This window comes from Brevundimonas sp. FG128, assembly GCF_057809775.1.
Genome location: NZ_JBMDKP010000001.1, coordinates 492,017 through 515,467, shown reverse-complemented (window position 1 = coordinate 515,467; position 23,451 = coordinate 492,017). Strand labels below are relative to the sequence as shown.

The 23,451-nt window shown below is 67.0% G+C and carries 20 protein-coding genes and 2 tRNA genes; 10 read left to right on the top strand and 12 right to left on the bottom strand.

Going from position 1 to position 23,451, the window contains the following annotated elements:
- Positions 1 to 18: 18 nt before the first annotated feature.
- The 3 genes from ACODSC_RS02570 to ACODSC_RS02560 all read left to right on the top strand — a co-directional run bounded on the left by ACODSC_RS02570 (position 19) and on the right by ACODSC_RS02560 (position 3,582).
- The gene (locus ACODSC_RS02570; protein WP_488811539.1) at positions 19 to 1,287 is read left to right on the top strand and encodes a DNA polymerase IV; all 1,269 of its coding nucleotides are present in this window, start codon (positions 19 to 21) and stop codon (positions 1,285 to 1,287) included.
- 222 nt (positions 1,288 to 1,509) lie between these two features.
- On the top strand, positions 1,510 to 2,805 hold the full coding sequence (pncB, locus tag ACODSC_RS02565) for a nicotinate phosphoribosyltransferase (protein ID WP_488811537.1): 1,296 nt from the start codon (positions 1,510 to 1,512) through the stop codon (positions 2,803 to 2,805).
- Positions 2,806 to 2,841: 36 nt separating this feature from the next.
- On the top strand, positions 2,842 to 3,582 hold the full coding sequence (locus ACODSC_RS02560; protein WP_488811535.1) for a polysaccharide deacetylase family protein: 741 nt from the start codon (positions 2,842 to 2,844) through the stop codon (positions 3,580 to 3,582).
- 143 nt (positions 3,583 to 3,725) lie between these two features.
- Here ACODSC_RS02560 and ACODSC_RS02555 read toward each other — a convergent pair whose 3' ends face one another.
- Positions 3,726 to 4,628 (bottom strand): hypothetical protein, encoded by a 903-nt coding sequence (locus tag ACODSC_RS02555; protein WP_488811533.1) that lies wholly within the window; start codon positions 4,626 to 4,628, stop codon positions 3,726 to 3,728.
- A gap of 122 nt (positions 4,629 to 4,750) precedes the next feature.
- Between ACODSC_RS02555 and ACODSC_RS02550 the strand changes: the two genes are divergently transcribed.
- Together ACODSC_RS02550 and ACODSC_RS02545 are read left to right on the top strand one after the other, a co-directional pair.
- On the top strand, positions 4,751 to 5,209 hold the full coding sequence (locus ACODSC_RS02550) for a RidA family protein (protein ID WP_488811531.1): 459 nt from the start codon (positions 4,751 to 4,753) through the stop codon (positions 5,207 to 5,209).
- Positions 5,206 to 6,351: a GNAT family N-acetyltransferase gene (locus ACODSC_RS02545; protein ID WP_488812142.1), complete on the top strand. Its 1,146-nt coding sequence runs from the start codon at positions 5,206 to 5,208 to the stop codon at positions 6,349 to 6,351. Before ACODSC_RS02550 ends, ACODSC_RS02545 begins: the two co-directional genes overlap by 4 nt.
- Before the next feature lie 53 nt (positions 6,352 to 6,404).
- Here the strand turns inward: ACODSC_RS02545 and clpA are convergent, their stop codons facing one another.
- The 3 genes from clpA to ACODSC_RS02530 form a co-directional block, all read right to left on the bottom strand.
- Entirely contained in the window at positions 6,405 to 8,705 is a 2,301-nt protein-coding gene (gene clpA / locus ACODSC_RS02540; RefSeq protein ID WP_488811529.1) for an ATP-dependent Clp protease ATP-binding subunit ClpA, read from the bottom strand.
- 13 nt (positions 8,706 to 8,718) lie between these two features.
- On the bottom strand, positions 8,719 to 9,048 hold the full coding sequence (gene clpS / locus ACODSC_RS02535; RefSeq protein ID WP_488811527.1) for an ATP-dependent Clp protease adapter ClpS: 330 nt from the start codon (positions 9,046 to 9,048) through the stop codon (positions 8,719 to 8,721).
- Between the two features lie 165 nt (positions 9,049 to 9,213).
- Positions 9,214 to 9,702, bottom strand: coding sequence for a phasin family protein (locus tag ACODSC_RS02530; RefSeq protein ID WP_488811525.1), 489 nt, complete (start codon positions 9,700 to 9,702; stop codon positions 9,214 to 9,216).
- Between the two features lie 276 nt (positions 9,703 to 9,978).
- On the opposite strand from ACODSC_RS02530, the gene ACODSC_RS02525 reads away from it, so the two are divergent.
- On the top strand, positions 9,979 to 11,418 hold the full coding sequence (locus ACODSC_RS02525) for a D-alanyl-D-alanine carboxypeptidase (RefSeq protein ID WP_488811523.1): 1,440 nt from the start codon (positions 9,979 to 9,981) through the stop codon (positions 11,416 to 11,418).
- A 63-nt stretch (positions 11,419 to 11,481) separates the two neighbouring features.
- Positions 11,482 to 12,546: a PA0069 family radical SAM protein gene (locus ACODSC_RS02520; RefSeq protein ID WP_488811522.1), complete on the top strand. Its 1,065-nt coding sequence runs from the start codon at positions 11,482 to 11,484 to the stop codon at positions 12,544 to 12,546.
- Positions 12,547 to 12,555: 9 nt separating this feature from the next.
- Here the strand turns inward: ACODSC_RS02520 and ACODSC_RS02515 are convergent, their stop codons facing one another.
- Positions 12,556 to 12,951 (bottom strand): hypothetical protein, encoded by a 396-nt coding sequence (locus ACODSC_RS02515; RefSeq protein WP_488811520.1) that lies wholly within the window; start codon positions 12,949 to 12,951, stop codon positions 12,556 to 12,558.
- Between the two features lie 2 nt (positions 12,952 to 12,953).
- Positions 12,954 to 14,195, bottom strand: coding sequence for a class I SAM-dependent RNA methyltransferase (locus tag ACODSC_RS02510; RefSeq protein ID WP_488811518.1), 1,242 nt, complete (start codon positions 14,193 to 14,195; stop codon positions 12,954 to 12,956).
- A 190-nt stretch (positions 14,196 to 14,385) separates the two neighbouring features.
- On the opposite strand from ACODSC_RS02510, the gene ACODSC_RS02505 reads away from it, so the two are divergent.
- Positions 14,386 to 15,054, top strand: coding sequence for a glycine zipper 2TM domain-containing protein (locus tag ACODSC_RS02505; RefSeq protein ID WP_488811516.1), 669 nt, complete (start codon positions 14,386 to 14,388; stop codon positions 15,052 to 15,054).
- 180 nt (positions 15,055 to 15,234) lie between these two features.
- Here ACODSC_RS02505 and ACODSC_RS02500 read toward each other — a convergent pair whose 3' ends face one another.
- The 5 genes from ACODSC_RS02500 to ACODSC_RS02480 form a co-directional block, all read right to left on the bottom strand.
- On the bottom strand, positions 15,235 to 15,966 hold the full coding sequence (locus ACODSC_RS02500; protein WP_488811514.1) for a TlyA family RNA methyltransferase: 732 nt from the start codon (positions 15,964 to 15,966) through the stop codon (positions 15,235 to 15,237).
- Between the two features lie 151 nt (positions 15,967 to 16,117).
- Positions 16,118 to 18,856: a valine--tRNA ligase gene (locus tag ACODSC_RS02495; RefSeq protein ID WP_488811512.1), complete on the bottom strand. Its 2,739-nt coding sequence runs from the start codon at positions 18,854 to 18,856 to the stop codon at positions 16,118 to 16,120.
- Between the two features lie 103 nt (positions 18,857 to 18,959).
- On the bottom strand, positions 18,960 to 19,592 hold the full coding sequence (locus ACODSC_RS02490; protein WP_488811510.1) for a DUF2497 domain-containing protein: 633 nt from the start codon (positions 19,590 to 19,592) through the stop codon (positions 18,960 to 18,962).
- 160 nt (positions 19,593 to 19,752) lie between these two features.
- Entirely contained in the window at positions 19,753 to 21,294 is a 1,542-nt protein-coding gene (locus ACODSC_RS02485; protein ID WP_488811508.1) for a TolC family outer membrane protein, read from the bottom strand.
- A 141-nt stretch (positions 21,295 to 21,435) separates the two neighbouring features.
- Positions 21,436 to 22,065: a protein-L-isoaspartate O-methyltransferase family protein gene (locus ACODSC_RS02480; RefSeq protein ID WP_488811506.1), complete on the bottom strand. Its 630-nt coding sequence runs from the start codon at positions 22,063 to 22,065 to the stop codon at positions 21,436 to 21,438.
- A gap of 134 nt (positions 22,066 to 22,199) precedes the next feature.
- Between ACODSC_RS02480 and ACODSC_RS02475 the strand changes: the two genes are divergently transcribed.
- Positions 22,200 to 22,273: transfer RNA gene (locus ACODSC_RS02475), tRNA-Cys, on the top strand.
- A 51-nt stretch (positions 22,274 to 22,324) separates the two neighbouring features.
- On the opposite strand, the gene ACODSC_RS02470 is transcribed toward ACODSC_RS02475, so the two are convergent.
- A complete protein-coding gene (locus ACODSC_RS02470; protein ID WP_488811504.1) occupies positions 22,325 to 23,137 on the bottom strand; it encodes a TrmH family RNA methyltransferase in 813 nt (270 codons plus the stop codon).
- A gap of 63 nt (positions 23,138 to 23,200) precedes the next feature.
- Here ACODSC_RS02470 and ACODSC_RS02465 point away from each other — a divergent pair.
- Positions 23,201 to 23,275: transfer RNA gene (locus ACODSC_RS02465), tRNA-Asn, on the top strand.
- Positions 23,276 to 23,451: the final 176 nt, after the last annotated feature.

Sequence of the window (23,451 nt, the reverse complement as noted above, 5' to 3'; positions counted from 1 at the left end):
CTTACGGAGACCTTAAGCGTGGCCATCAAGGCCATCTGTCGCGACTGCCTGTGGACCGGCGAAGACCCCGCCGGGCCGGCCGACCGTCGCTGCCCGTCGTGCGGCTCGCGGCGGATCGTCGCCGATCCGGAACTGGACCAGCTGTCCATCGCCCACATGGACTGCGACGCCTTCTACGCCTCGGTGGAGAAGCGCGACCGGCCGGAGCTGCGCGACAAACCGGTCATCGTCGGCGGCGGCAAGCGCGGGGTCGTCTCCACCGCCTGTTACGTCGCGCGCCAGTACGGCGTCGGGTCCGCCATGCCGATGTTCAAGGCGCTGAAGGCCTGTCCCGAGGCGGTGGTCATCAAGCCTGACTTCACCAAATACGTCTTCGAATCGCAGCGTATCCTGGGGGCGCTCGGTCGGCTGACGCCGCTGATCCAGCCCCTGTCGCTGGACGAGGCCTGGGTCGACCTGTCGGGCACTGAACGGCTGAACGGCGGGCCGCCGGCGTTTCAACTGATCCGTTTTCAAAAGCAGATAGAGGAGGAGACCGGCCTGACCGTCTCCATCGGCCTGGCGCCCAACCGTTTCCTGGCCAAGATGGCGTCGGAGATGGACAAGCCGCGCGGCTTTTCCGTCGTGGGCGCCGCCAATGCCCAGGCCCTGCTGGCGCCGCGGCTCGTAACCACCCTGCCCGGCGTCGGCCCGGTGTTCGGAAAGGCGCTGCGCAGCGACGGCTATTCGACCATCGGCGATCTGGCCCGCGCGGACGTGCGCGATCTGGTCAAACGCTATGGCGAGTCCGGCCTGCGGCTGCACGACCTGGCTCACGCCCGCGACGCCCGCGCCGTGAACCCCGAACGCGACCGCAAGGGGATGAGCGCGGAGACCACCTTCAACGAGGACCTGACCTCAGCCGAGGCGCTGGAGGCCGAGCTGTGGCCCCTGTGCGAGAAGCTGGCGGCCAAGGCCAGGCGCGACGGCGTCGCCAGCCGCGTCCTGGTGCTGAAACTGCGCCGCGCCGACTTCAAGATCGTCACCCGCCGTGTGACCCTGGCCGACCCGGTCCAGACGGCGCGCGCCCTGTTCGCCGCCGGGCGGGATCTGCTGAAGCCGGAGCTGGGCCCGTCCTATCGGCTGATCGGCATCGGCATGGCCGACGTCCAGGACGCCGAGGATGCGCCCGTCGGCCTGTTCCAGACACCCGAGACCCGCGCCCTGAAGACCGAACGCGCCATCGACAAGCTGCGAGACAAGTTCGGCAAGGACGCCGTGGTGGCGGGGCGGGCGTTGAAGGCGTGACACACTCGTCTCCACTCATTTTACGCCCGTCATCCTAGGCCTTGTGCCTAGGATCCATAAACTCGAACGGCGGGGGTTCGCACTCACCGCCGCCCCTCTTCCGCGTTCGAGCGGCAAACACCGGGCTTATGGATCCTAGGCACAAGGCCTAGGATGACGAAGTGTGGGTGGGAGGCCGCGAAAAGGGATGCGCTCCCCCTCGCCATCCGCTCAAATGCCCCCATGGACCTCGCCAAACGCGCCTATGACCACGGCTTTCGCCTGGACCCCATCGTCCGCAGCCTGCTGGACACCGACTTCTACAAGCTGCTGATGCTGCAGATGATCTGGCGAGAGCATCGCGATACGCCCGTCACCTTTCAGGTCATCAATCGCACCAAGTCCGTCCGCCTGGCCGATGAAATCGATATCGCCGCCCTGCGCGACCAGCTGGATCACGCCCGCACCCTACGCTTCACCAACAAGGAGCTGGTCTGGCTGGCGGGCAACAGCTTCTATGGCGTCAAACAGATCTTCTCGCCCGACTTCATCGCCTGGCTGACCGACTACCGCCTGCCCGACTACGACCTGTCGGTACAGGACGGCCAGTATGTTCTGACCTTCTCCGGGGCCTGGGCCGAGGTGACCCTGTGGGAAATCCCGGCCCTGGCTATCCTGAATGAGTTGCGATGCCGGGTCGGATTACGGCGCCTCGGGCGATTTGAAATCGATATCCTCTATGCCCGGGCCAAGACACGGCTGTGGTCCAAGGTCGAGCGGCTGCGCGCCCTGCCCGATCTCGCCCTGTCCGACTTCGGCACCCGCCGTCGCCACGGCTTCCTGTGGCAGCGTTGGTGCATCCAGGCCCTGAAGGAAGGCCTGGGCCGATCCTTCATCGGCACCTCCAACGTGCTCCACGCGATGGAGAACGATCTTGAGGCCATCGGCACCAACGGCCACGAACTGCCGATGGTCATGGCCGCCCTGGCGCCGGACGACACGGCCCTGGCCCAGACGCCCTATGCGGTGCTGGACGAGTGGCGGCGGCACTACGGCGGCAATCTGCTGGTCGTCCTGCCCGATGCCTTCGGCACCGAGGCGTTTCTGGACAAGGCGCCCGACTGGGTCGCCGACTGGACCGGCTTCCGCCCCGACTCGGCCCCGCCGATCGCGGCCGGCGAACGGTTGATCGAATGGTGGCGCGACCACGGCCGCGATCCAAAAGAGAAGCTGCTGATCTTCTCGGACGGCATGGACATCGACGGCATCGAGGCCGCCCACGCCCACTTCCATGGCCGAGCGCGTCTGAGCTTCGGCTGGGGCACGAATCTAACCAACGACTTCCGCGACTGTTCGCCTGCGCCCGCCCCGGAACTGGAGCCCATCTCCCTGGTCTGCAAGGTGGTCGAGGCCGGGGGGCGGCCTGCCGTCAAACTGTCGGACAACCCGGAAAAGGCCGTCGGCGATCCGGCCGAGATCGAACGCTATCGTCGCGTCTTCGGCGTGCGCGGCCTGACCGCCCAGCCCGTCACGGTCTGAAACCCTGCCTTAAGCCCGTTGGGCCATAAGGGCGGGATGAACGCCTTTCTCGACAAGATGCGTCGCCGCGCCGGCCGCTACCTCGACGTCCGCCCCGAGACGATCCAGCCCGCGCGCGGCGTCCTCAGCCTGTCGTTCGACGACATTCCGGAATCGGCCTGGACCGAGGCCGGACTGATCCTGGCCCAGCACGGGGTCAAGGCGACCTATTATGTCTGCGGCGGCCTGGCGGGCGGTCGCAATCTGGATTTGCCGCAGTTCAAGGTGGAGCATCTGCAGGCGCTGCATGAAGCGGGGCACGAGGTCGGCTGCCACACCTATGAACACGTCTCGACCCTGACCCTGTCGCCGGCAGAGCTGGACGCCAGCCTAGCCCGCAACGCCGCCTGGGTGACCGAGCGGCTGGATGGGTATCAGATGCAGACCTTCGCCTATCCGTTCGGCGACTGCGCCCTGGGGTCCAAGGCGATCATCGACAAACGTTTCCTGTGTGGACGTGGCGTGCGCGATGGGATCAACGCCGGCCGCACCGACCGCAACCTGCTGCAGGCCATCGGCCTGGAGAGCCGTCGCCTGCCCGGCTATGATCTGGAACAGCTGGTCACGGATACGGCGGCGTCCAAGGGCTGGCTGATCGCCTATGGCCACGACGTCAGCGACGCCCCGACGCCCTACGGCTGCCGTCCCGAGGATATCGACCGGCTGATCCGCCTGGCCAAGGCGGCCGACCTGGACATCCAGCCGGTCGCGGCGGCGTGGCGGATGGCGACGGCCTGAACTCGTTAAAGATCGTCATCCTAGGCCTTGTGCCTAGGATCCATAGACTCAGACTTCGCCGATTGTTCGGGGCGTCAGACGACGGCCGTTGAGCGGCGGACACCGGGCGTATGGATCCTAGGCACAAGGCCTAGGATGACGAATTAGAGGGTGGGGTTGCCGACCTTGCGCCTATCCGCCCAGGCGATCAGCTCCTTGCGGGGCCAGATCATCAGCCACGACCGGGCGGTGTATTCCCCGCTGTCGATCAACGCCTTGCGCGACGCCGAGGCCGTCGCCGCGCGTTCGGTGTGGATCGGCGCCGGTCCCTGATGGACCATGAAGGCGCCGCCCTTCAGGGGACTGAGCCGCAGGTGCGCCAGGCGCGGGCTGATCTCGGTCAGGGGCGGGTCGTAGAACCAGCTGGAGCCGATCATGCCCGCCAGTTCCGGCCGCGCGCGGCACAGCTCCGCCGCCGTCGCCCAGGCCTCGTTCCAGCCGTCCTCGTTGAAGCCCCGCAGCCAGCGGCTTTCGGTGTGCACCTCCAGCCACGGCTCGCGCTTGGCGCCCGCCGCCAGATAGCGGAACAGAGGCTTGAAGCCCCAGCCGTCGCGGACATGTTTGACGATCTGGCCCGGTCCGACCGGCGAACTCAGGTCGATCACCTGGCTCTTGGCGCCCGGCACGCTCAGCGCCAGGGTGAAGCGCACATCCTTGGACCAGTGGTCGAAGACGTAGTCGCCCTCGGCCTTGTCCAGAAAGGCCGCCAGTTGTTCGATCCAGTAGGGATAGAGGGCCGTCACCTCGGCCGGCAGGGTCATGGTCGCCACGCGGTCGGGCAGTTGCAAGGCCCAGGTCGCGATCAATCCGCGACGCACGTCGTCGGACGCATCGGCGCCCAGCAGGCTGTCCACCGCCTTGGCCGGCATTTCGAAATCCCAGTGGGGGGCGGCCTCGGCGGCCTTCAACGCGGCCGGAACGGCGGCGGCGTCCACGCGCGCCCGATCCTGCGGCGAAAGCCGCTCCAGCACGGCCTGAAAAGCGGCGACGTCCGGGGTGAGGTGCATATCCATGATCGACAGGATGGCACGGGGCGGTTGGCGAACCTTTAAAGCGGCCAAAAGCAGGTGCGGATGGGTGACGCCGCCCTTGCCCCGCGCTAAACCGCCGCCCAGATCAAGGAGACATCATGAGCATCGAAGCCCGCATCGCCGAACTCGGCCTCACCCTGCCGGAACCCGCAAAGCCGGTGGCCAGCTATGTCTCCTATGTCCGCTCGGGCAATCAGGTCACCATCTCCGGCCAGCTGTCGAACGACGCCTCGGGCGGGATCAAGGGCACGGTCGGCGTGGACGTGACGCCGGAACAGGCCACGGAGGCGGCCCGCCTGTGCGGTCTGAACCTGATCGCCCAGATCAAGGCGGCCTGCGACGGCGATCTGGACCGGGTGGTCCGCATCGTTAAACTGGGCGGCTTCGTTCAGGCTGGCCCTGACTTCATCGCCATTCCCGCCGTGATCAACGGCTGCTCGGACATGATGGTCGAGGTCTTCGGCGACGCGGGCAAGCACGCCCGTTCGGCCGTCGGCGTCTACAAGCTGCCGCTCGGCTTCGCCGTCGAGATCGATGCGATCGTGGAGATCCGCTGATCTTTCAGATCTCGGTTCATGAAGGGATCGCCGACATCGGCCGCGAGGCGTGGGATGCGTGCGCGCGTCCCACCGGCGATCCCTTCGTCTCCTATGATTTCCTGCACGCCTGCGAAACCTCGGGCAGCGCCGCGCCTCGCCAGGGCTGGGCCCCGCGTCATCTGGCCCTGCGGGGTGACGACAACGCCGTTCTCGGCGTCATGCCCCTCTATCTGAAGGGCAACAGCCAGGGCGAATACGTCTTCGACCACAGTTGGGCCGACGCCTATGAGCGGGCTGGCGGGCGTTATTATCCCAAGCTGCTGGGCGCCGTGCCGTTCACCCCGGCGACCGGCCCTCGCTTCCTGAACCATCCCGACACCGACGCCGCCACGGTGCGTCAGGCGCTGATCCAGGGCGCGGTGACGCTGGTCGAGCGGCTGGGCGTCTCGTCCCTGCACGTCAACTTCCCCACAGAACCGGAATGGTCGGCCATGGCCGAGGCGGGCTTGCTGCCGCGCCAGGACATCCAGTTCATCTGGCGCAACAACGGCTATCAGACCTTCGACGACTTCCTCGCGGCCCTGTCGGCCAACCGCCGCAAGACCATCAAGCGCGAGCGCCGCGACGCCCAGGCCGATCTGGATATCCGCGTCCTGACCGGCGCCGACATTACCGAGGCGCACTGGGACGCCTTCTTCGCCTTCTATATGGACACCGGCTCGCGCAAATGGGGCCAGCCCTATCTGACGCGCGACTTCTTCAGCCGCGTCGGCGCAACCATGGCCGACCGGATCGCCCTGGTCATGGCGTTTAGGGACCAGACGCCCATTGCCGGCGCCCTGAACTTCATCAGCCGTGACGCACTGTATGGCCGCCAGTGGGGCACGCTGGAAGACGTGCCCTTCCTGCATTTCGAGCTCTGCTACTATCAGGCCATCGACTTCGCCATTTCGCGCGGCCTGTCCCGCGTCGAGGCCGGCGCCCAGGGCGACCACAAGATCGCGCGCGGCTACCTGCCCTCCCCCGTCTATTCCGCCCACTTCATCGCCGACCCGGCCCTGCGCGATCCCGTGGCCCGCTACCTGGGCGGCGAACGCCCGGCGATGCAGGCCGAGATGGCGGCGATGACCGAGGACCTGTCGCCCTACAAGGCCACATAGAAAAAGGCCCGGCTGTTTCCAGCCGGGCCTTCCGCCTTCGACCTTTAGGAGGATCAGGCCGTCTCTTCTTCCTCGGCCTTCGCGGGCGCGTTGGCGCTGGCGATGTCGAAGTCGATCTTGCCGTCCTTCAGCTGGACCTTGACGTGTCCGCCGCGCGTCAGACGCCCGAACAGGATGTCGTCGGCCAGCGGCTTCTTGATCGAGTCCTGGATGACCCGCGCCAGCGGACGCGCGCCGTACAGTTCGTCGAAGCCGTTCTTGGCCAGCCAGTCGGCCGCCTCGTCGGTCAGTTCGATGGTGATGTTGCGATCCGCCAGTTGGGCTTCCAGCTGAAGGATGAACTTGGTCACCACCGAGCGGATCGTGTCGGCCTGCAGAGGCTTGAAGGCCACGATGGCGTCCAGGCGGTTCCTGAACTCCGGCGCGAACAGGCGCTGGATGGCCTTGTCGTCCTCGCCCTCGACCTTGCCCCGGCCGAAGCCGATGGAGGCGCGGGCGTTGTCGGCGGCCCCGGCGTTGGTGGTCATGATCAGGATGACGTTCCTGAAATCGACCTTCTTGCCGACCGCATCGGTCAGCATGCCGTTGTCCATCACCTGCAGCAGGATGTTGTAGACATCCGGGTGCGCCTTCTCGATCTCGTCCAGCAGCACCACCGAGTGCGGGTGCTGATCGACGGCGTCGGTCAGAAGCCCGCCCTGGTCATGGCCGACATAGCCCGGAGGGGCGCCGATCAGTCGGCTGACGGTGTGGCGCTCCATGTATTCCGACATGTCGAACCGCTGCATTTCGATGCCTAGGGTGGCGGCGAGTTGCTTGGCGACCTCGGTCTTGCCGACGCCGGTCGGACCGCTGAACAGGAAGCTGCCGATGGGCTTGTTCGGATCGCGAAGACCCGCCCGCGCCAGCTTCATCGCCGCCGAGACCTGTTCGATGGCCTGCTCCTGGCCAAAGACCGCGCGCTTCAGATCGATCTCAAGTTCGCGCAAGCTCTCGGTGTCGGACTTGGACACCGACTTGGCCGGGATACGGGCCATCTTGGCGATGACGGCCTCGACCTCCTTCTGGCCGATGACCTTCTTGCGCTTGGATTCGACCAGCAGCATCTGGCCTGCCCCGGCTTCGTCGATCACGTCGATCGCCTTGTCCGGCAGTTTACGGTCGGTCATGTAACGGGCCGACAGCTCGACTGCGGTGCGGATGGCGCTGTCGGTGTAGCGGACCTTGTGGTGCTGCTCGTAGTAGGTCTTCAGACCCTTCAGGATCTTCACCGTATCCTCGACCGTCGGCTCGTTGACGTCGATCTTCTGGAAGCGACGCACCAGGGCGCGGTCCTTCTCGAAGTGCTGGCGATATTCCTTGTAGGTCGTCGATCCCATGCAGCGCAGCGAACCCGACGCCAGGGCCGGCTTCAGCAGGTTGGAGGCGTCCATGGCCCCGCCCGAGGTCGCGCCGGCGCCGATCACCGTGTGGATCTCGTCGATGAAGAGCACCGCGTTCTCGTGGTTCTCCAGCTCCTTGACCACCTGCTTCAGGCGTTCCTCGAAATCGCCGCGATAGCGGGTGCCGGCCAGCAGGGCGCCCATGTCGAGCGAATAGATGGTGGCGTCCTTGAGGACGTCGGGCACCTCTCCGTTGACGATCTTGCGGGCCAGACCTTCGGCGATGGCGGTCTTGCCGACGCCGGGATCACCAACCAGCAGGGGGTTGTTCTTGGTGCGGCGGCACAGGATCTGGATCGAGCGATCCACCTCGGCCTGGCGACCGATCAGCGGATCGACCTTGCCCTGGCGCGACTTCTCGTTGAGGTCCACGCAATAGGCTTCCAGCGCCTCACCGCCGGACTTGATGGCCGAGGCGTCCTCGGCCTCCTCGGGCGAAGAGCCCTTGGCGGGACGGGCTTCTGTGGCGCCCGCCTTCTTGGCGATGCCGTGGGCAATGAAGTTGACGGCGTCGTAGCGCGTCATATCCTGCTCTTGCAGGAAATAGGCGGCGTGGCTCTCGCGCTCGGAGAAGATGGCGACCAGAACGTTGGCGCCGGACACTTCCTCGCGACCGGACGACTGAACGTGGATCACGGCGCGCTGGATCACGCGCTGGAAGCCGGCGGTCGGCTTGGCGTCCTCGCCGTCGGCCGTGGCCAGGGCGGCGAGATCGTTATCGACATACAGGGTCAGCGCCGCTTTCAACGCAGTCAGATCGACGTTGCAGGCCTGCATCACGCCGGTCGCATCGGGATCGTCGATCAGCGCGAGCAGCAGGTGCTCAAGCGTCGCATATTCGTGCCTGCGCGCATTGGCGTATCCCACCGCGCGGTGCAGGGTTTCTTCGAGAGGACGGGAAAATGAAGGCATCGGGAGGTTCCTCTCAGTCCTTTTCCATCGTGCATTGCAGAGGGTGCTGGTGGCGGCGCGCGGTCTCGATGACCTGCGCGACCTTTGTCTCGGCGACCTCGTAGGTGAAGACGCCGCAGACGCCCACGCCATGCTGATGCACATGCAGCATGATGCGGGTGGCCTCTTCGCGGCTCTTCTGGAAGAACCGCTCCAGCACATAGACGACGAATTCCATCGGCGAATAATCGTCGTTCAGGATCAGCACCCGGTACAGCGAGGGCTTCTGAAGCTTGGGCTTTGTTTCGGTGACGGTGGCGGTGCCTTGACCGCCCCCGGCATCACCGGGCCTTTGTATGGGCATTCGTATTCCGTAATCGGGGAGTCGTCTTGTCTCTCTCAGATAGGGAATGATGGCCTGATTTGAAGCGGCGTCCAGTCACACGTTTCGTGACATCGTCCCGGCCGCAAAAAGAAAAAGGCCCCGGAGCGAACTCCGGGGCCTCAAACTCGGACGCGACCGCTGGGATCAGCGGGCGGCCTGGAAGGTTTCGACCGACGCGGTGACGCGCTCGTTGATCGGCTTGATGCTGTCCTTGACCGTGGCGGTGACGATCTCGTTCGTCTTGGTCAGTTCGGCGACGTAGCGTTCCATGGACTTCTTGGCCCAGGCGGTTTGCAGCTCGAAGAACTCCTGCACCGAGCGGGCGGTCGACAGTTCCTTGGAGGCGGCGACGCCTTCTTCCCAGGACGACTTGGCGAAGCCCAGAGCCTGTTGCGACAGGGCCTCGGCGCCCCTCTGGGCGACGGCGGCCGACTCGGCCATGGCGTCCAGGTTCTTCTTGCCGTGGGCGTTCAGCTCGGCCAGCGAGGCGGTCGATTTTTCGATTCCCTCGCGGAAAGCCTGGGCACCGGCGGCCTGCATGGTCTCGGCCTGGGCCTTGACCTTCGCGCCGGCCGAAGCGGCGGCGGTGGCTTGATCGGCGGTTTTCTTCACGGTTTCGGCGGCGTCGGCCATGGTCGTCTCTCCGATGGTTTGGCCCGCGGGGACAGGCGCTGGGCGGAAAATTTGACGCGAGGGTGATCCTCGCAGGCCTTCTTTATGCTGCAAGTGCGAAGGTTTTTCAAGTCTATTGTGCGATGCACATATTATCGATGATAACCTTGATCGACGGTTCAAATTCCCGTTGACGGGCGGTTAACCACCATGAAACCCGCCCTTCTTATGCTAACCCCTTCATCGCGGGGCCCGGGGGGCCTGTCGCACCCCGCTCACCGAGGGTCTGTACCGCCCATGATCGCCTTCCTCCGTCGCGGCCTGTTCGCCCTTCTTGCGCTTTCCATGCTGTCGCTGGGCGCGACCGTCAGGCCGATCGAGGCCCAGGCCCAGGAAAACAGCCGCTACGCCGCCATCGTCATCGACGCCGCAACCGGCGAGGTTCTGTTCGCACGCCACGCCGACAGCCGTCGCTATCCCGCGTCCCTGACAAAGATGATGACGCTTTATCTGACGTTCGAGGCCCTGTCGCAGGGCAAGGCGAACCTGGACGAGGTGCTGACGGTCTCGCCGCGCGCCGCATCCCAGCCGCCGTCCAAACTGGGCCTCGCCGCAGGCCAGACAATTACGCTGGACAACGCCATGCGCGCCACCGCCGTCCGTTCGGCCAACGACATGGCCGTGGTCATCGCCGAGCATATCGGCGGCTCCGAAGCGCGCTTCACCAACATGATGACGCTGAAGGCGGAACAGCTGGGCATGACCCAGACTCGCTACGTCACCGCCAACGGCCTACCGGACGCGCGCCAGCTGACCTCGGCCCGCGACCAGGCCATCCTGGCCCGCGCCATCATGCGCGACTTCCCCCAGTATTACACCTACTTCGGCCTTCACGACTGGGCCTACAACGGCCGCACCTATCGCAACACCAACGGCCTTTTGCCGACGGGCCGCGGCTATGACGGGATGAAGACCGGCTACACCAACGCCTCGGGCTACAATCTGGCGGCCTCGGCGGTTCGCGACGGCCGTCGCCTGATCACCATCGTGCTGGGCGGCCGTTCGACCGCCAGCCGCAACGCCCACGTCGCGGAACTGATGGACACCGGCTTTGAGGTCGAGCGTCGTCGCGCCCAGGGCGAACGCATCCAGATCGCCCAGACCTTCTTCGAACAGCGCGGATTCGGCGTCGGCAGCGAGGCTTTGTCGCCCGCTGCGCCCATCGCCTACGCCTCGATCGGCGATGACGAGGAAGGCATTGGCGACGAGTCCACCGCCGTCGCCTATACCTCGGCCCCCGCCCCCGCAGCCCTGCCGACCCGCGTGGCGCCGTCCCCGTCCGAACGCGCCGCCAGCCAGCGCGCTGCGGCTACGGCCCAAGCCGCAGGCCAGGCGGCGAACCGTTCCCCCCAGGATGTCACGGCCTCACTGAACGGCGCGCCCCGCCGTGCGACCCCGCCCCCGGCGCGCGAGCCGGCCCGTGCGGCCGCCCGCGCCGCCACCGGACGCTGGTCGGTCCAGGTCGGCGCCTTCCGCGACGAGAAGGTGGCAAACGACTGGCTGACCGAGGTCAACCGTCGTTTCCGCGCCCAGTTCGCCAGCGCCGAGCGCAACGTCCAGACCGCTGGCGACTGGTATCGCTCGCGCTTCGTCGGCCTGACCGAAACGGCCGCCAAGACCGCCTGCGAGGCCCTGGCTGAACGCCGCGTCACCTGCATGGTCATCGGCCCCGACTGAGGCGATCCAGAGCGAAAACAAATGTTCTTGCTTTGTTCCACCTGATGTCGCATCGTCCTTCCCATGGAAACCGCCAAGGGAAGAGGGGCGCGTTCGAATGCCACCGGCCGCTACGAGCCTGAACAGCATCAGTCGTTCGACGACGGCTGGACGTGCAACGACGCCGAGGCCGCGCCGCTGCGCACCACCCTCACCCCGGAGCATGCCCGCACCATCATCGCCCGGAACAACAGCCCGGACATCGGATTCGACCGCTCCATCAACCCGTACAAAGGTTGCGAACATGGCTGCATCTACTGCTACGCCCGTCCGTCCCATGCCTGGATGGGCCTATCCCCGGGCCTGGATTTCGAGAGCCGGATCTTCTTCAAGCCCCAGGCCGCAAGTCTGCTGGAACAGGCGTTCCTCGCACCCCGATACCGGTGCAAGCGCATCCACATAGGCGGCAACACGGACCCCTATCAGCCGGTCGAGCGCGAGCTTAAGTCCACGCGCTCGATCCTGGAGGTCATGCGACGCTTCAACCACCCCTTCAGCATCATCACCAAGTCGGTGCTGATCACACGCGACGCCGACATCCTCGGGCCGATGGGCAAGACCGGGCTGGCCTCGGCCTTCGTCTCCATCACCACCCTGGATCGGGGACTGGCCCGCGCGATGGAGCCCCGCGCCTCCACCCCCGCCAAACGGCTTGAGGCCATCCGCCGACTGGCGGATGCGGGCTGTCCCGTCGGCGTCGGCTTTGCGCCCGTCATCCCGGGCCTGAACGACCATGAGTTGGAAGCCATTCTGGAAGCAGCCGCCAAAGCGGGCGCGACGCGGGCCATGTACGTCACCCTGCGCCTGCCTCTGGAGATCAAGGACCTGTTCCGCGAATGGCTGGCAGATGCCCGGCCCGACCGCGCCGCCCGCGTCATGTCCCTGATCCGTCAGACGCGCGGGGGCAAGGATTACGACGCCGACTGGTCCCAGCGCATGAAAGGCACAGGCCCGGTCGCCGAACTGATCGGCGCGCGGTTCAAGGCGGCGGTCAAACGCTATGGGCTCGATACGCCGCACCGCCTGCTGGACGAGACCCAGTTCCGCGTCCCCGCCGACGCCCGGCCGCAGCTCGAACTGTTCGGCTGACTTTGGGCATCAGTCGTCGGCCGCCGAGGGATCGATGGCGCGGGTGACAAGGTCGCGCCAGGTCGGGTCGGACGCATCGACCAGATCCACGTCCTCCATCAGGGCAACCGCCCCCTCCCCGTCCGGCAGGATCAGGCCCAGCACCTCCATCTCCTCGCCGTCGGGGCCCAGGTGGCTTTCGGCCTGCACCGCCACGGCCGCCTGTTCGCCGTCCTCCTCCCACCAGATCACCGGTTGGGGCAGATCCATGGCGATGGGGCGCGGATCGTCCGTCTCGCCCAGGGCGAAGACCGCCCGGCGCGCCTGCACGTCGTCCAGAGTCGCCACCGCACCCACGAACGATTTCAGCCGCGTCCAGTCCTCGGCGTCGAAACCGCCGCCGTCCTCGTCGTTCTGATCGTCCATGGTCATCGCCGGAACACCCCCACCAGTTCGACATGCGACGACCACAGGAACTGGTCGATCGGCGCCACCGTCTCCAGCCGAAAGCCCGCGTCGATCAACACGCGGGCGTCGCGGGCGAAGGTCTGGGGATTGCACGACACCCCGACGACCACCGAGGCCTTGGTCCCTGCGATCTGGGCGGTCTGGTCTATGGCGCCCGCGCGCGGTGGATCGAATACGATCGCATCGCAGCCCTTCAGGTCATAGGGCGTCAGCGGACGTCGGAACAGGTCGCGCGCCTCGGCCGTGATCGCCTTCATCCCCTTGGCCGAGCCGACGGCGGCCTTCAGCGCGTCGATGCCGGCCTTGGACGCATCGGCCGCGACCACCGGCGCGACGGTCGCCAAGGGGAAGGTAAAGGTCCCAGCGCCGCAGAACAGGTCGGCGATCTTCCTGGCCCCCTTCACCGCCGCCACGGCGCGCGAGACCATCGCCGCCTCGGCCTGCGGCACGGCCTGCAGGAAACCGCCGGCGGGCACGGCGACGGTCGCGGGGCCAAAGGCCACCGTGGGCTGGCGCGCCATGACCAGCGTGTCCCCCGCCAGGCTGAGCCGCGCCAGATCGCCACGTTGCGCCGCCCGCACGGCCCGCACCTGAGCATCCGCAGACAGTCCGCCCGAGCGCCGCTCCACCCCCGTCACATCGACGTCCAGGCCGCTCAGCGTCCAGGTGACGTGCAGGGTCGGCGCTGATTTCGGATGCTCCAGAAAGGCCGCCGCCACCTCGGCCAGGGCCGGAATCGCGCGCATGATGCGCGGGTCGGCGACGGGGCATTCGCGCACCTCGACCAGCCGCCAGGAGCGTCGGGCCTTGAAGCCCAGCACCACGCGCCCGTCCGGCGTTCGCCGCGCGTGCAGGGCGACGCGGCGGCGCGCGCCCGGCGGCGTCGCCACGGTTGCCTCGACCTCGGTCTCGATCCGTTCGCGCGCCAGAGCCAGCCGCACCTGCTCGCGCTTCCATTCCAGGTAAGGGCTGTCGGCCCAGTGTTGCAGGGAACAGCCGCCGCAGGCGCCGTACTGCGGCGAGACCGGCGCGATCCGGTCGGCGCTGGGAGCGACGATCTGCACGTCCTCCAGCCGCCCGTCCACGACGCGGCCGCTGACCGTCTCGCCCGGCAGGGTCAGGCCGGCGAAGACCGGGCCGTTCGGCGTCTCGGCGACGCCGTCGCCTTGGCCGCCGACGCGGTCGATCGTGAAGATGTCCATCGGCGGGCTTCTAGCCGCGCGGTCCCCGGCGCTCAAGCCGCGCGCCGTTCGGGGCAGTTGAACATGAACGAAGATGAACGAACCGATCAAATCCCGTTCAGCTTCGCCGTCGTAAATCCCTCTGCAACAAGACATGAGGCTCGGCCGTTAACGATTGACGGAAAACGATCGGTCCTCAGAGGGTTGGAAAATGCGTCTCACGAAAACATCGCTCGCGGCCGTCGCCGCCTTGGCGTTCGGCGTCACCGCCGCCCCGCTCGCGGCGTCCGCCCAGAACTACTACGGCAGCGGCTACAGCCAGAACTACGGCACGGGCGCCTACGCCCGGTCCTACAACTATGGCCGTGGCTATCAGCAGCCGTATGACCCCTGCGCCCGCGAACGCCAGGGTCGCACCGGCGCCGGTGCAGTGATCGGCGGCGGCGCGGGCGCCGTCATCGGCTCGCAGCTGGCCGCGCGCGGTCGCCGCACCGAAGGCAGCATCCTGGGCGGCGTGCTCGGCGCCGTCGTCGGATCGCAGGTCGGTCGTTCCAGCTCGGACGCCTGCCGCAGCTATCAGAGCAGCTATGGCCAGAACGGCTATTACGCCCAAGGCTATAGCCAGCCGAGCTACGGCTACTACGATGATCGCTACACCGGCGACCAAGGCTATCGTTACGAGGGTTACGACCGTCGCGACGACTACGCCTACGATCGTGGCGGCTATTACGACGACCGCTCTCGCCGGGTCGAGTCCTATCAGAATTCAGACGGATGCCGTCTGGCCGAGAGCCAGGTCCGTCTGCCCGATGGTCGCACGGACACCCGCTACGTCCGAACCTGTCCCGACCAGTACGGCCGCTATCGCGTCGTCGATTAATTTTCAGCCCCCCTGTCGATCGACGACGTGACGGAGCCGCCGGAGGAGCAATCCTCCGGCGGTTTCTCTTTGTTTGGGGCTATCGCGCGTTGCGCTACTTGAGCCCGTGTTTGAGGTTACCGCGCTCCGCGTTACTTGAGCCCGTGTTTGAGGGCTATCGGCCTTCGCGCGACTTGACGATTAGCCCGGCTTCTTGGCCCACAAGAGGAACTCGACATTGCCGTCGCCGCCGGTGATGGGGCTTTCGGTCGTCGCCTTCACAGTCCAGCCCATCGCCTCCAGCCAGCCTCGAATCCGCGCCACGGCCGCCGCGTGGGCCTGGGGGTCCTTGATTACGCCCTTCTTGCCGCCGCCCGGCCCATCGGCCTCGAACTGCGGCTTCACCAGGGTGATCAGGTCTGCGCCGGGTACCGCCAGATCCAGAGCGGCGGGCAGAACCTTGATCAGGCTGATGAAGCTGGCGTCGCACACGATCAGCGACGGCCGCTCCGGGATCAGATCCGCCGTCAGGTCGCGCGCATCGGTCCGCTCAAGCGAGACCACGCGCGGATCGGCCGCGACCCGCTCGTGCATCTGGCCAAAGCCGACATCGACCGCGAACACCTTGGCCGCGCCGCGATCCAGCAGCACCTCGGTGAAGCCGCCGGTCGAAGCGCCGACATCCAGCGCCACCCGCCCCTCGACAGTCACGGGCCACAAGCCAAGCGCATGATCCAGCTTCAGCGCGCCACGCCCGACCCAGCGGTGGGCGGGCTGGGCGTCCAGCGCCGCGTCGTCTGCGAACTGCTCCGATGGCTTCTTCACCACGACGCCGTTGGCGACGACCAGCCCCGCCTCGATCGCCGCCCGCGCCTGGGACCGGCTGTCGAACAGGCCGCGCGTGACCAAAAGCTGATCGATCCGCGTCCTCACGCCCTTCTCCCCTCGGGGGAGAAGGTGGCTCGCGTAGCGAGACGGATGAGGGGGCTGCCAAAGTCGGACCGAACATCAACGAGGGGATCAGGCTGAACCAACCCCCTCATCCGGCCCTGCGGGCCACCTTCTCCCCCGAGGGGAGAAGGGATCACAGCGACGCCAACCGCGCCAGCGCCGCCTGCAGCTTGACCTTGCCCGCCTCGGCTTCGGCCAGTTTGGCGCGCTGTTCGTCCACGACCTCAGGCGCGGCGCGCGACACGAAGTTGGGATTGCCCAGCTTCTTGTTCACATGGCCGATATCGCTTTCGAAGACGGCGATCTCCTTCTCCAGGCGCGCCCGTTCGGCCGTCAGGTCGATGATCCCGGCCAGCGACAGGGCGACCGTCGATCCGCCCGAGACGAAGGTCACGGCCCCCGTCGGCGCAGCGTCCGCCGATCCGACCTCGGACACTCGGCCCAGGGTCAGGATCAGGTCGCGATGGCGCGCGATCCGCTCGGCCGTCACGGCGTCGGGCGCGACGAAGGCCAGCGGCGGCTTGGCCGCCGGCGGCACATTCATCTCGGCCCGCAGGCCCCGGATTTCCCCGACCAGATCGACCAACCAGCCGATCTCGGCCTCGGCCGAGGCGTCGATGAAGCCGTCCGGCAGCATCGGCCATTCCGCGCCGATCAGCAGGCTGTCGCGCGCCGGCCCTTCCTTGCCCAGTTCGGCCCACAGCTCCTCGGTGATGAAGGGCATGACCGGGTGCAGCAGCTTCAGCGTCTGGTCCAGCGTCCAGGCGGTCATGGCCCGCGTCTCCGCCTTGGCGGCTTCATCGGCGCCGTTGAAGACCGGCTTGGCCAGTTCCAGATACCAGTCGCAGAAGACGTTCCAGACGAACCGGTACAGCGCCCCTGCCGCATCGTCGAAACGTCCGCCCTCGATGGCCTCGGACACGGCCCGTTCGGCCTTGGTCAGCTCGCCGCGGATCCAGCGGTTGATCGTCTGTTCGACCGTCGCGGGATCGAAGCCCTCGACGCGTCGCGCCTCGTTCATCTGGCTGAAGCGGGCGGCGTTCCACAGCTTGGTGCCGAAGTTGCGATAGCCCTCGATCCGCTGCTTCGACAGCTTGATGTCGCGCGTGCCCGACAGGATGGCCATGGTGAAGCGCAGCGGGTCGGCGCCCAGTTCGTCGATGATGCCCAGGGGGTCGATGACGTTGCCCTTGGACTTGCTCATCTTCTGGCCCTTCTCGTCGCGGACCAGGCCGTTGATGATGACCCGTTTGAACGGGACCTCGCCCATGAAGTGCTGGCCCATCATCATCATCCGGGCGACCCAGAAGAAGATGATGTCCGCCGCCGTGACCAGGTCGCTGGTCGGATAAAACCGCTCCAGATCCTCGGTCTTCTCGGGCCAGCCCATGGTCGAGAACGGCCACAGGGCCGAGGAGAACCAGGTGTCGAGAACGTCCTCGTCCTGGGTCAGGGCCACCTCGGAATCATAGTCCGACATCGCCAGTTCGCGGGCGTCCCCTTCCGTTTCAGCGACATATATCTCGCCGTTCGGGCCGTACCAGGCCGGGATGCGGTGGCCCCACCACAGCTGGCGCGAGATGCACCAGGGCTCGATGTTCCTCAGCCATTCGAAGTAGATCTTCTCGTACGACTTCGGCTCGAACACAGTATCGCCCTGCTCCACCGCCTTCAGCGCGGGCTGGGCCAGGACCTTGGCGTCGACGTACCACTGGTCCGTCAGCCACGGCTCGATGACCACGCCGGAACGGTCGCCGTGCGGAACGACATGCTTGGTCTTCTCGATCTCGCGCAGCCAGCCCTCTTCCTCGGCGCGCGCGACGATGGCCTTGCGCGCTGCGAAGCGGTCGAGGCCGGCGTATTCCGACGGCACGTCCGGCGTATCGACATTGGTGATGCGACCAAAGGCGTCGAGGATGTTCAGCGATTGCAGACCGGCGCGCTTGCCCACGCCGAAGTCGTTGAAATCATGCGCGGGCGTGATCTTCACCGCGCCAGAGCCCTTTGTCGGATCGGCATAGTCGTCGGCGACGATAGGGATGCGGCGGCCGACGATTGGCAAGGTCACGAACTTGCCGACCAGGCCGGCATAGCGTTCATCCTCGGGGTGAACCGCCACGCCGGTGTCGCCCAGCATGGTCTCGGGCCGGGTGGTGGCGACGACGATGAAGTCGCGCGTCTCCCATTCCGTGGCCTTGCCGTCCTCGTCGAAGGCGATGGGGTGTTCGTATGTGACGCCATCCGCCAGCGGATAGGCGAAATGCCAATAGGCGCCGTCCACCTCGCGCTGCTCGACCTCAAGGTCCGAGATGGCGGTCTGGAAATGCGGGTCCCAGTTCACCAGCCGCTTGTCGCGATAGATCAGGCCTTCCTTGTGCAACTGGACGAAGACCTTGCGGACGGCGGCGTTCAGCCCCTCGTCCAGCGTGAACCGCTCGCGCGACCAGTCGCACGAGGCGCCCAGGCGGCGCAGCTGGCGCACGATGGTCCCGCCGCTCTCGGCCTTCCATTCCCAGACCTTCTCGATGAAGGCGTCGCGGCCCATGTCGCGGCGACCGACGTTGCCGGCCGCCGCCAGCTGACGCTCGACCACCATCTGGGTGGCGATGCCCGCGTGGTCGGTGCCCGGCAGCCACAGCACCGCCTTGCCCTTCATCCGGTGATAGCGGGCCAGGATGTCCTGCAGCGTATTGTTCAGCGCATGGCCGATGTGCAGGCTGCCCGTTACGTTCGGTGGCGGAATAACGATCGAATAGGCGTCGGCGGCGCCGTCCGTGGCCGCAGCGGCGCGCGGCGCGAACAGGCCGCTCTCTTCCCACTGGGCGTACAAGCGGGGTTCGGCGGCCTGGGGTTCGAAGGTCTTCTCGAGCATGGGACTTCTTTGATCGTTGTCGTGTGGCCGGGAGACGGCCTTGAATGACAAAGGGCGGCCCCTGCAGGAGCCGCCCCTCGATAGTCTGCGGTGAAGCGAAGGGCTAGGCGCTGCGCGCGATGCGTTCGACTTCCTTCTGCACCGCTGCCTGGACGATGCCCGGCAGGTTGTTGTCCAACCAGTCCTTCAGCAGCGGGCGCAGCATCTCGCCGACCATAGCCTCGACGGTGTTGCCACTGAGGAAAGGCAGGTCGCCCGACTGGGCCTGCGCCGGCTCCGGCTTCTTGAAAGAGGCGGCCAGGCCGGCGAAGGCGCTGGCGGCGCTTGCAGCGGCGCTGTCGCCGACCAGGGTGTCGTAAGCAGGCTCGGCCGGCTCTGAAGCGGCGTAGCTGGGCGCGGGCTCCGGTTCCGGCTCGGGCTGATAGGGTTCCGCGACCTGTTCGACCACGTCTAGGTCGCCGATGGTTTCGGTCGGCGCCTCGTAACGGTCGGTCAGCTCCAGCACATCGTCCTCGACGGCGGCGGGCTCAGGCGTCGGTTCGACCGGGGCGGCGAAGACGGTCTCGGCGGCGATGGGCTCCGGCGCGGCTTCCGGCTGAGGCTCGGGCGCAGGTTCAGGCGCGGGCGCAGCGACGGCTGCCGGCGTCTCGGCCGGGGCCTCGTCTTCGGAGATGATCCGGCGAATCGACGCCAGGATCTCTTCCATGGTCGGTTCCTGAGCGGACTGGTCGGTCATGACTTAACCCTGGCGAGGCCGGAAGAGGTTGGCTGACGGACGATTCCGCGCGCCGCGAACGGTTCGGCGTCGGAAGACGGATCGACCGACGCCTAGGCCTTGTCGTCGCATCTTCGCCCGCTGGAATCAACGGGCGGTGTTCGTCCGTATTCGCCGTCGGTCAGTTCTGCGGCGCAGTGCGGACGACCTCGCCCTTCAGCTGGGCGTCGATCGGCGCGTCTGCCGCGTCCACGGCGCCGACGATCGGCGGCGAGGCGACGCGGTCCAGCGTCTCGATGACGCCGTCCCACGGCAGGCCGCCGCGACCCTTGACCTGATCGTAGTTGGTCGCGGGGTCATAGGCGTCGAGCGTCGGGTTCAGCGACGGGCCTTCCAGTTGACCCATGGCGGCCAGCAGAGAGGCGCGGGCCACGTATTCGGCGGCGCGCGCATTGGCCAGGGCGGTCTGCGAGCTGCGCAGCGTCAGTTCCTGGTTCAATACGTCCAGGGTGGTGCGCAGACCCACCTGGGCTTCCTGGCGCACGCCCTCGGCGGCGACCGAGGCGGCGCGCACGGCTTCATCGCCGGCGGTGACGTTAGCGCGGGTCGACAGAACCTGGGCGTAGGCCGAGCTGACGTTCTGGAGCACGGTGCGGCGCTCGCCCTCGATGGCGATCTGGGCGGCGTTGGCCTGCTCCAGGGCCTGGGCGACGCGCGAGCGGTTCAGGCCGCCGGTGAACAACGGCACAGACAGGGTCGCGCCGGCGCTGAAGCTGCGACGGTCGGCCAGCTCGCCGAGGTCGTTAAGGTCGCTGGTCGATCCGCCATAGGAGGCGGTGGCGCGCACGGACGGCAGATATTCCGAACGGGCGGCGGCGACGGCGGCCTCTGCGGCCTGCAGATTATAGGTAGCGGCCAGAACGCCGGGGTTCCGCTGAAGCGCGCTTTCGATCGCCGCGTCGAAATCGGTCGGCACGGCGGGCAGGTTCGGCGCCGCTTCCAGATCGGCGGGCGACTGGCCCACGACGGCGGCGTAGGCGGCGCGCGAGGTGGACAGCTGGGCCTGGGCGTTGGCCAGGTCGGCCTCCGACTGGGCCTGCGACGCCTCGGCCTGGGCCACGTCGGTGCGGGTGATCTCGCCGACCTCGAAACGGGCGCTGGTCTCTTCCAGCTGGCGTTGCAGGACCGTCAGGTTCTCCTGGCGGATGCGCAGGATCTCCATGTCGCGGGTCACGTTCACATAGGCCTGGATCACCGACAGCATGACCGACTGTTCGATCTCGCGCAGGTTCTCGCGGCCGGCCAGAACGCCGGCGCGGGCCTGGTCGATGGCGCGCGAGGTGCGGCCGGCGGTCCAGATGTTTTGGCTGAGGCTGACGCCGACATTGCCGGTGCTGCTGTCGTCATTGCCCGACGGCACGGCGACCTGCATGTCGGGGATGCCGTCATTGTTCGAATCGATGAACTGGGTCGAGGCCGGATAATCGCTGCGGGTGTAGTCGACGCCCGCCGAGGCGCTGACGGTCGGACGCAGGCCCGAGCGGGCCTGAACCACCGTCTCGTCCAGCGCACGCTGGTTGGCGCGCTGGGCCAGCAGGTTGGGGTTGGTGCGGTAGGCCAGGGCGATCGCTTCCTGCAGCGTCTCGGCCCAGGCGGGCGCGCCCAGTCCGGTCACCAGGGCGACCACAGCGGCCGAGGCCAGCACACGCGAGCGTTTCAACATTGTCCGTCCTTGCCTGACGCCCCCCGAGGGACGCCCGAATGTTTCTCAAGCGTAACTGAGGCCTCACCAGACCACACGCCAGTTAAGTTTTCTTCACGGTTGCAGGCGGCCGTTCCGTCGCCATCCGCTTGTCTTTGCGATCTACAGCGCGAAAGTGGGGGCCGGCGTCAGCTCGGCAAGGACCGCCGGTGACGAATCGAACAGTTCGCGCCGCGAAAGCCCCTCGCGGGTCTGAACGTACATGGCCGCCTTGCCGATCGCGCCGCGACGCTCGACCACCACGATGCGACCGCCTGGACGAAGGGCCGCGCCCCACGATTCGGGCAGGGCCGTCACGCCGCCTTCGGAAATGATCAGATCCCAGCCCTCGCCCGCCGGCTGGTCCAGCGGGGCGACCACCGTTGTCACGCCCTCGGCCGCCAGCGCCTCGCCCGTGACCGCAAAGACGCCTTCGTCCGATTCCTGGGCGGTGACCGTCAGCCCCATCCGCGCCAGCAGGGCGGCCGCGTAAGGGGCGGCGATGGCCAGGGCCTTCTCGCCCGACCGCGCATCGGCGGCCTGCAACAGCTTGGCCACGTCGCGGGCCGGCATCAGCCGACGCTCGCCGGCGATGACCAGCGCTTCTTCGGAATAGGCGGCGAAGGCGCGATCGGGCGCGCAGTACGATTCACGCGGTACAGCCATCATGGCCAGGTGAATGGCGCGATCCGTCACGTCGTTCACCCGCACCTGCGAGTCGACCATAGCCTTGCGCTCGGCGGTGAAATCCATCTGTAGGCAGCCTTCAACGATAATCCGGGAGGAAAACTCGCGCGCTTATAGGTCCGTGCGTTGCAGCGGACAATCCGATCTGATAGCGAACGCCCCTCGCGATGACCGCCCCCGCGATTTCGGGGACAAAAAGCGGCCTGATGGCGGAGTGGTGACGCAGAGGACTGCAAATCCTTGCACCCGGGTTCGATTCCCGGTCAGGCCTCCATCGCGATGACGACGTGGGCCGCCCTTCGGGGCGGCCTTCGCGTTTCAGGTCTCAATCAGACAAGGCCGTCGTCGTCAGATGATGCAGGGCGACCGCGCTGGTCGCGGCCACGTTCAGCGAATCGAATCCGCCCGCCATGGCGATGCCGATGGGGCGGCACCGGTCGATCAGGTCGCGCGGCAGGCCCGGCCCCTCGGAACCCAGCATCAGGGCGACCGGCCCCATGCGTCGATAGTCCGACAGCCGTTCGGACGCCGAGGGCGTCAGCGCCAGGACCTCGACCCCCGCCGCCTGCAAGGCTTCGACGATCGCTTGCGCCGATTCGCCGACGGCGAAGGGCGTGCGCAGCACCGCGCCGACCGAGACGCGAATGGCCTTGCGATAGAAGGGGTCGCAGCAGGTGGGGTCCAGCAGCACGGCCCTGGCCCCGAACGCCGCAGCATTCCTGAACAGACCGCCGATATTGTCGTGATTGCCGATTCCGCTGGCGACCACAAAGACGTCCTGCGGCCCCACATCCGCCAACAGGTGGGCCAGCGGAGGCGGCGCGGCCTTCTCACCCACGGCCAGAATGCCTCGGTGAAGCTCGAAACCGGCGATCCGGTCCAGCACCGACTGGCGCGCCACATAGACCGGCGTCTCGACCGGCAGGGCCGCGATGACGTCCGCCAGGGCCGCCACCCGCTTTTCCGCCAGCAGCAACGAGCGCGGCCGACTGCGCGACGCCGCCGACGCCAGCCCGCGCACCACCACCTCGCCCTCGGCGATGAACAGCCCCTGGCGTCCCGTCAGATCGCGTTCGCGAATGTCGCGGTAAACCGCCACACGCGGGTCTTCGGGATAGTCGATAATTATCGGGGTCATTTGCTCATTTACCCGTTGCACGATCCGAACGCCCGCTGCTATAGGCCCGCCTCCCGAGCATGTTCCGCGGTAGCTCAGTGGTAGAGCAGCCGACTGTTAATCGGCTGGTCGTAGGTTCGAATCCTACCCGCGGAGCCACTCGGGGCGAAGGACTGGATCGAGCATTCGGCTCTCCATTTAAGGCTTCGGTCTCCCTTATAACTGCGCCAAAAAAGAAGCCCGACGCGGGCGCCGGGCTGCAGAAGGTTCGGTGATGGTTGTCCCTGAGGACGATCCTCTTCGTTAACTGAATTGGTTGCCAACACCTTAACAGC

Coding starts and splice junctions, on each gene's coding strand:
- pncB (WP_488811537.1), top strand. CDS start 1,510: ATGGACCTCGCCAAACGCGCCTATGACCACGGCTTTCGCCTGGACCCC.
- ACODSC_RS02560 (WP_488811535.1), top strand. CDS start 2,842: ATGAACGCCTTTCTCGACAAGATGCGTCGCCGCGCCGGCCGCTACCTC.
- ACODSC_RS02555 (WP_488811533.1), bottom strand. CDS start 4,628: ATGCACCTCACCCCGGACGTCGCCGCTTTTCAGGCCGTGCTGGAGCGG.
- ACODSC_RS02550 (WP_488811531.1), top strand. CDS start 4,751: ATGAGCATCGAAGCCCGCATCGCCGAACTCGGCCTCACCCTGCCGGAA.
- clpA (WP_488811529.1), bottom strand. CDS start 8,705: ATGCCTTCATTTTCCCGTCCTCTCGAAGAAACCCTGCACCGCGCGGTG.
- clpS (WP_488811527.1), bottom strand. CDS start 9,048: ATGCCCATACAAAGGCCCGGTGATGCCGGGGGCGGTCAAGGCACCGCC.
- ACODSC_RS02530 (WP_488811525.1), bottom strand. CDS start 9,702: ATGGCCGACGCCGCCGAAACCGTGAAGAAAACCGCCGATCAAGCCACC.
- ACODSC_RS02525 (WP_488811523.1), top strand. CDS start 9,979: ATGATCGCCTTCCTCCGTCGCGGCCTGTTCGCCCTTCTTGCGCTTTCC.
- ACODSC_RS02520 (WP_488811522.1), top strand. CDS start 11,482: ATGGAAACCGCCAAGGGAAGAGGGGCGCGTTCGAATGCCACCGGCCGC.
- ACODSC_RS02515 (WP_488811520.1), bottom strand. CDS start 12,951: ATGGACGATCAGAACGACGAGGACGGCGGCGGTTTCGACGCCGAGGAC.
- ACODSC_RS02510 (WP_488811518.1), bottom strand. CDS start 14,195: ATGGACATCTTCACGATCGACCGCGTCGGCGGCCAAGGCGACGGCGTC.
- ACODSC_RS02505 (WP_488811516.1), top strand. CDS start 14,386: ATGCGTCTCACGAAAACATCGCTCGCGGCCGTCGCCGCCTTGGCGTTC.
- ACODSC_RS02495 (WP_488811512.1), bottom strand. CDS start 18,856: ATGCTCGAGAAGACCTTCGAACCCCAGGCCGCCGAACCCCGCTTGTAC.
- ACODSC_RS02490 (WP_488811510.1), bottom strand. CDS start 19,592: ATGACCGACCAGTCCGCTCAGGAACCGACCATGGAAGAGATCCTGGCG.
- ACODSC_RS02485 (WP_488811508.1), bottom strand. CDS start 21,294: ATGTTGAAACGCTCGCGTGTGCTGGCCTCGGCCGCTGTGGTCGCCCTG.
- ACODSC_RS02480 (WP_488811506.1), bottom strand. CDS start 22,065: ATGGATTTCACCGCCGAGCGCAAGGCTATGGTCGACTCGCAGGTGCGG.
- ACODSC_RS02470 (WP_488811504.1), bottom strand. CDS start 23,137: ATGACCCCGATAATTATCGACTATCCCGAAGACCCGCGTGTGGCGGTT.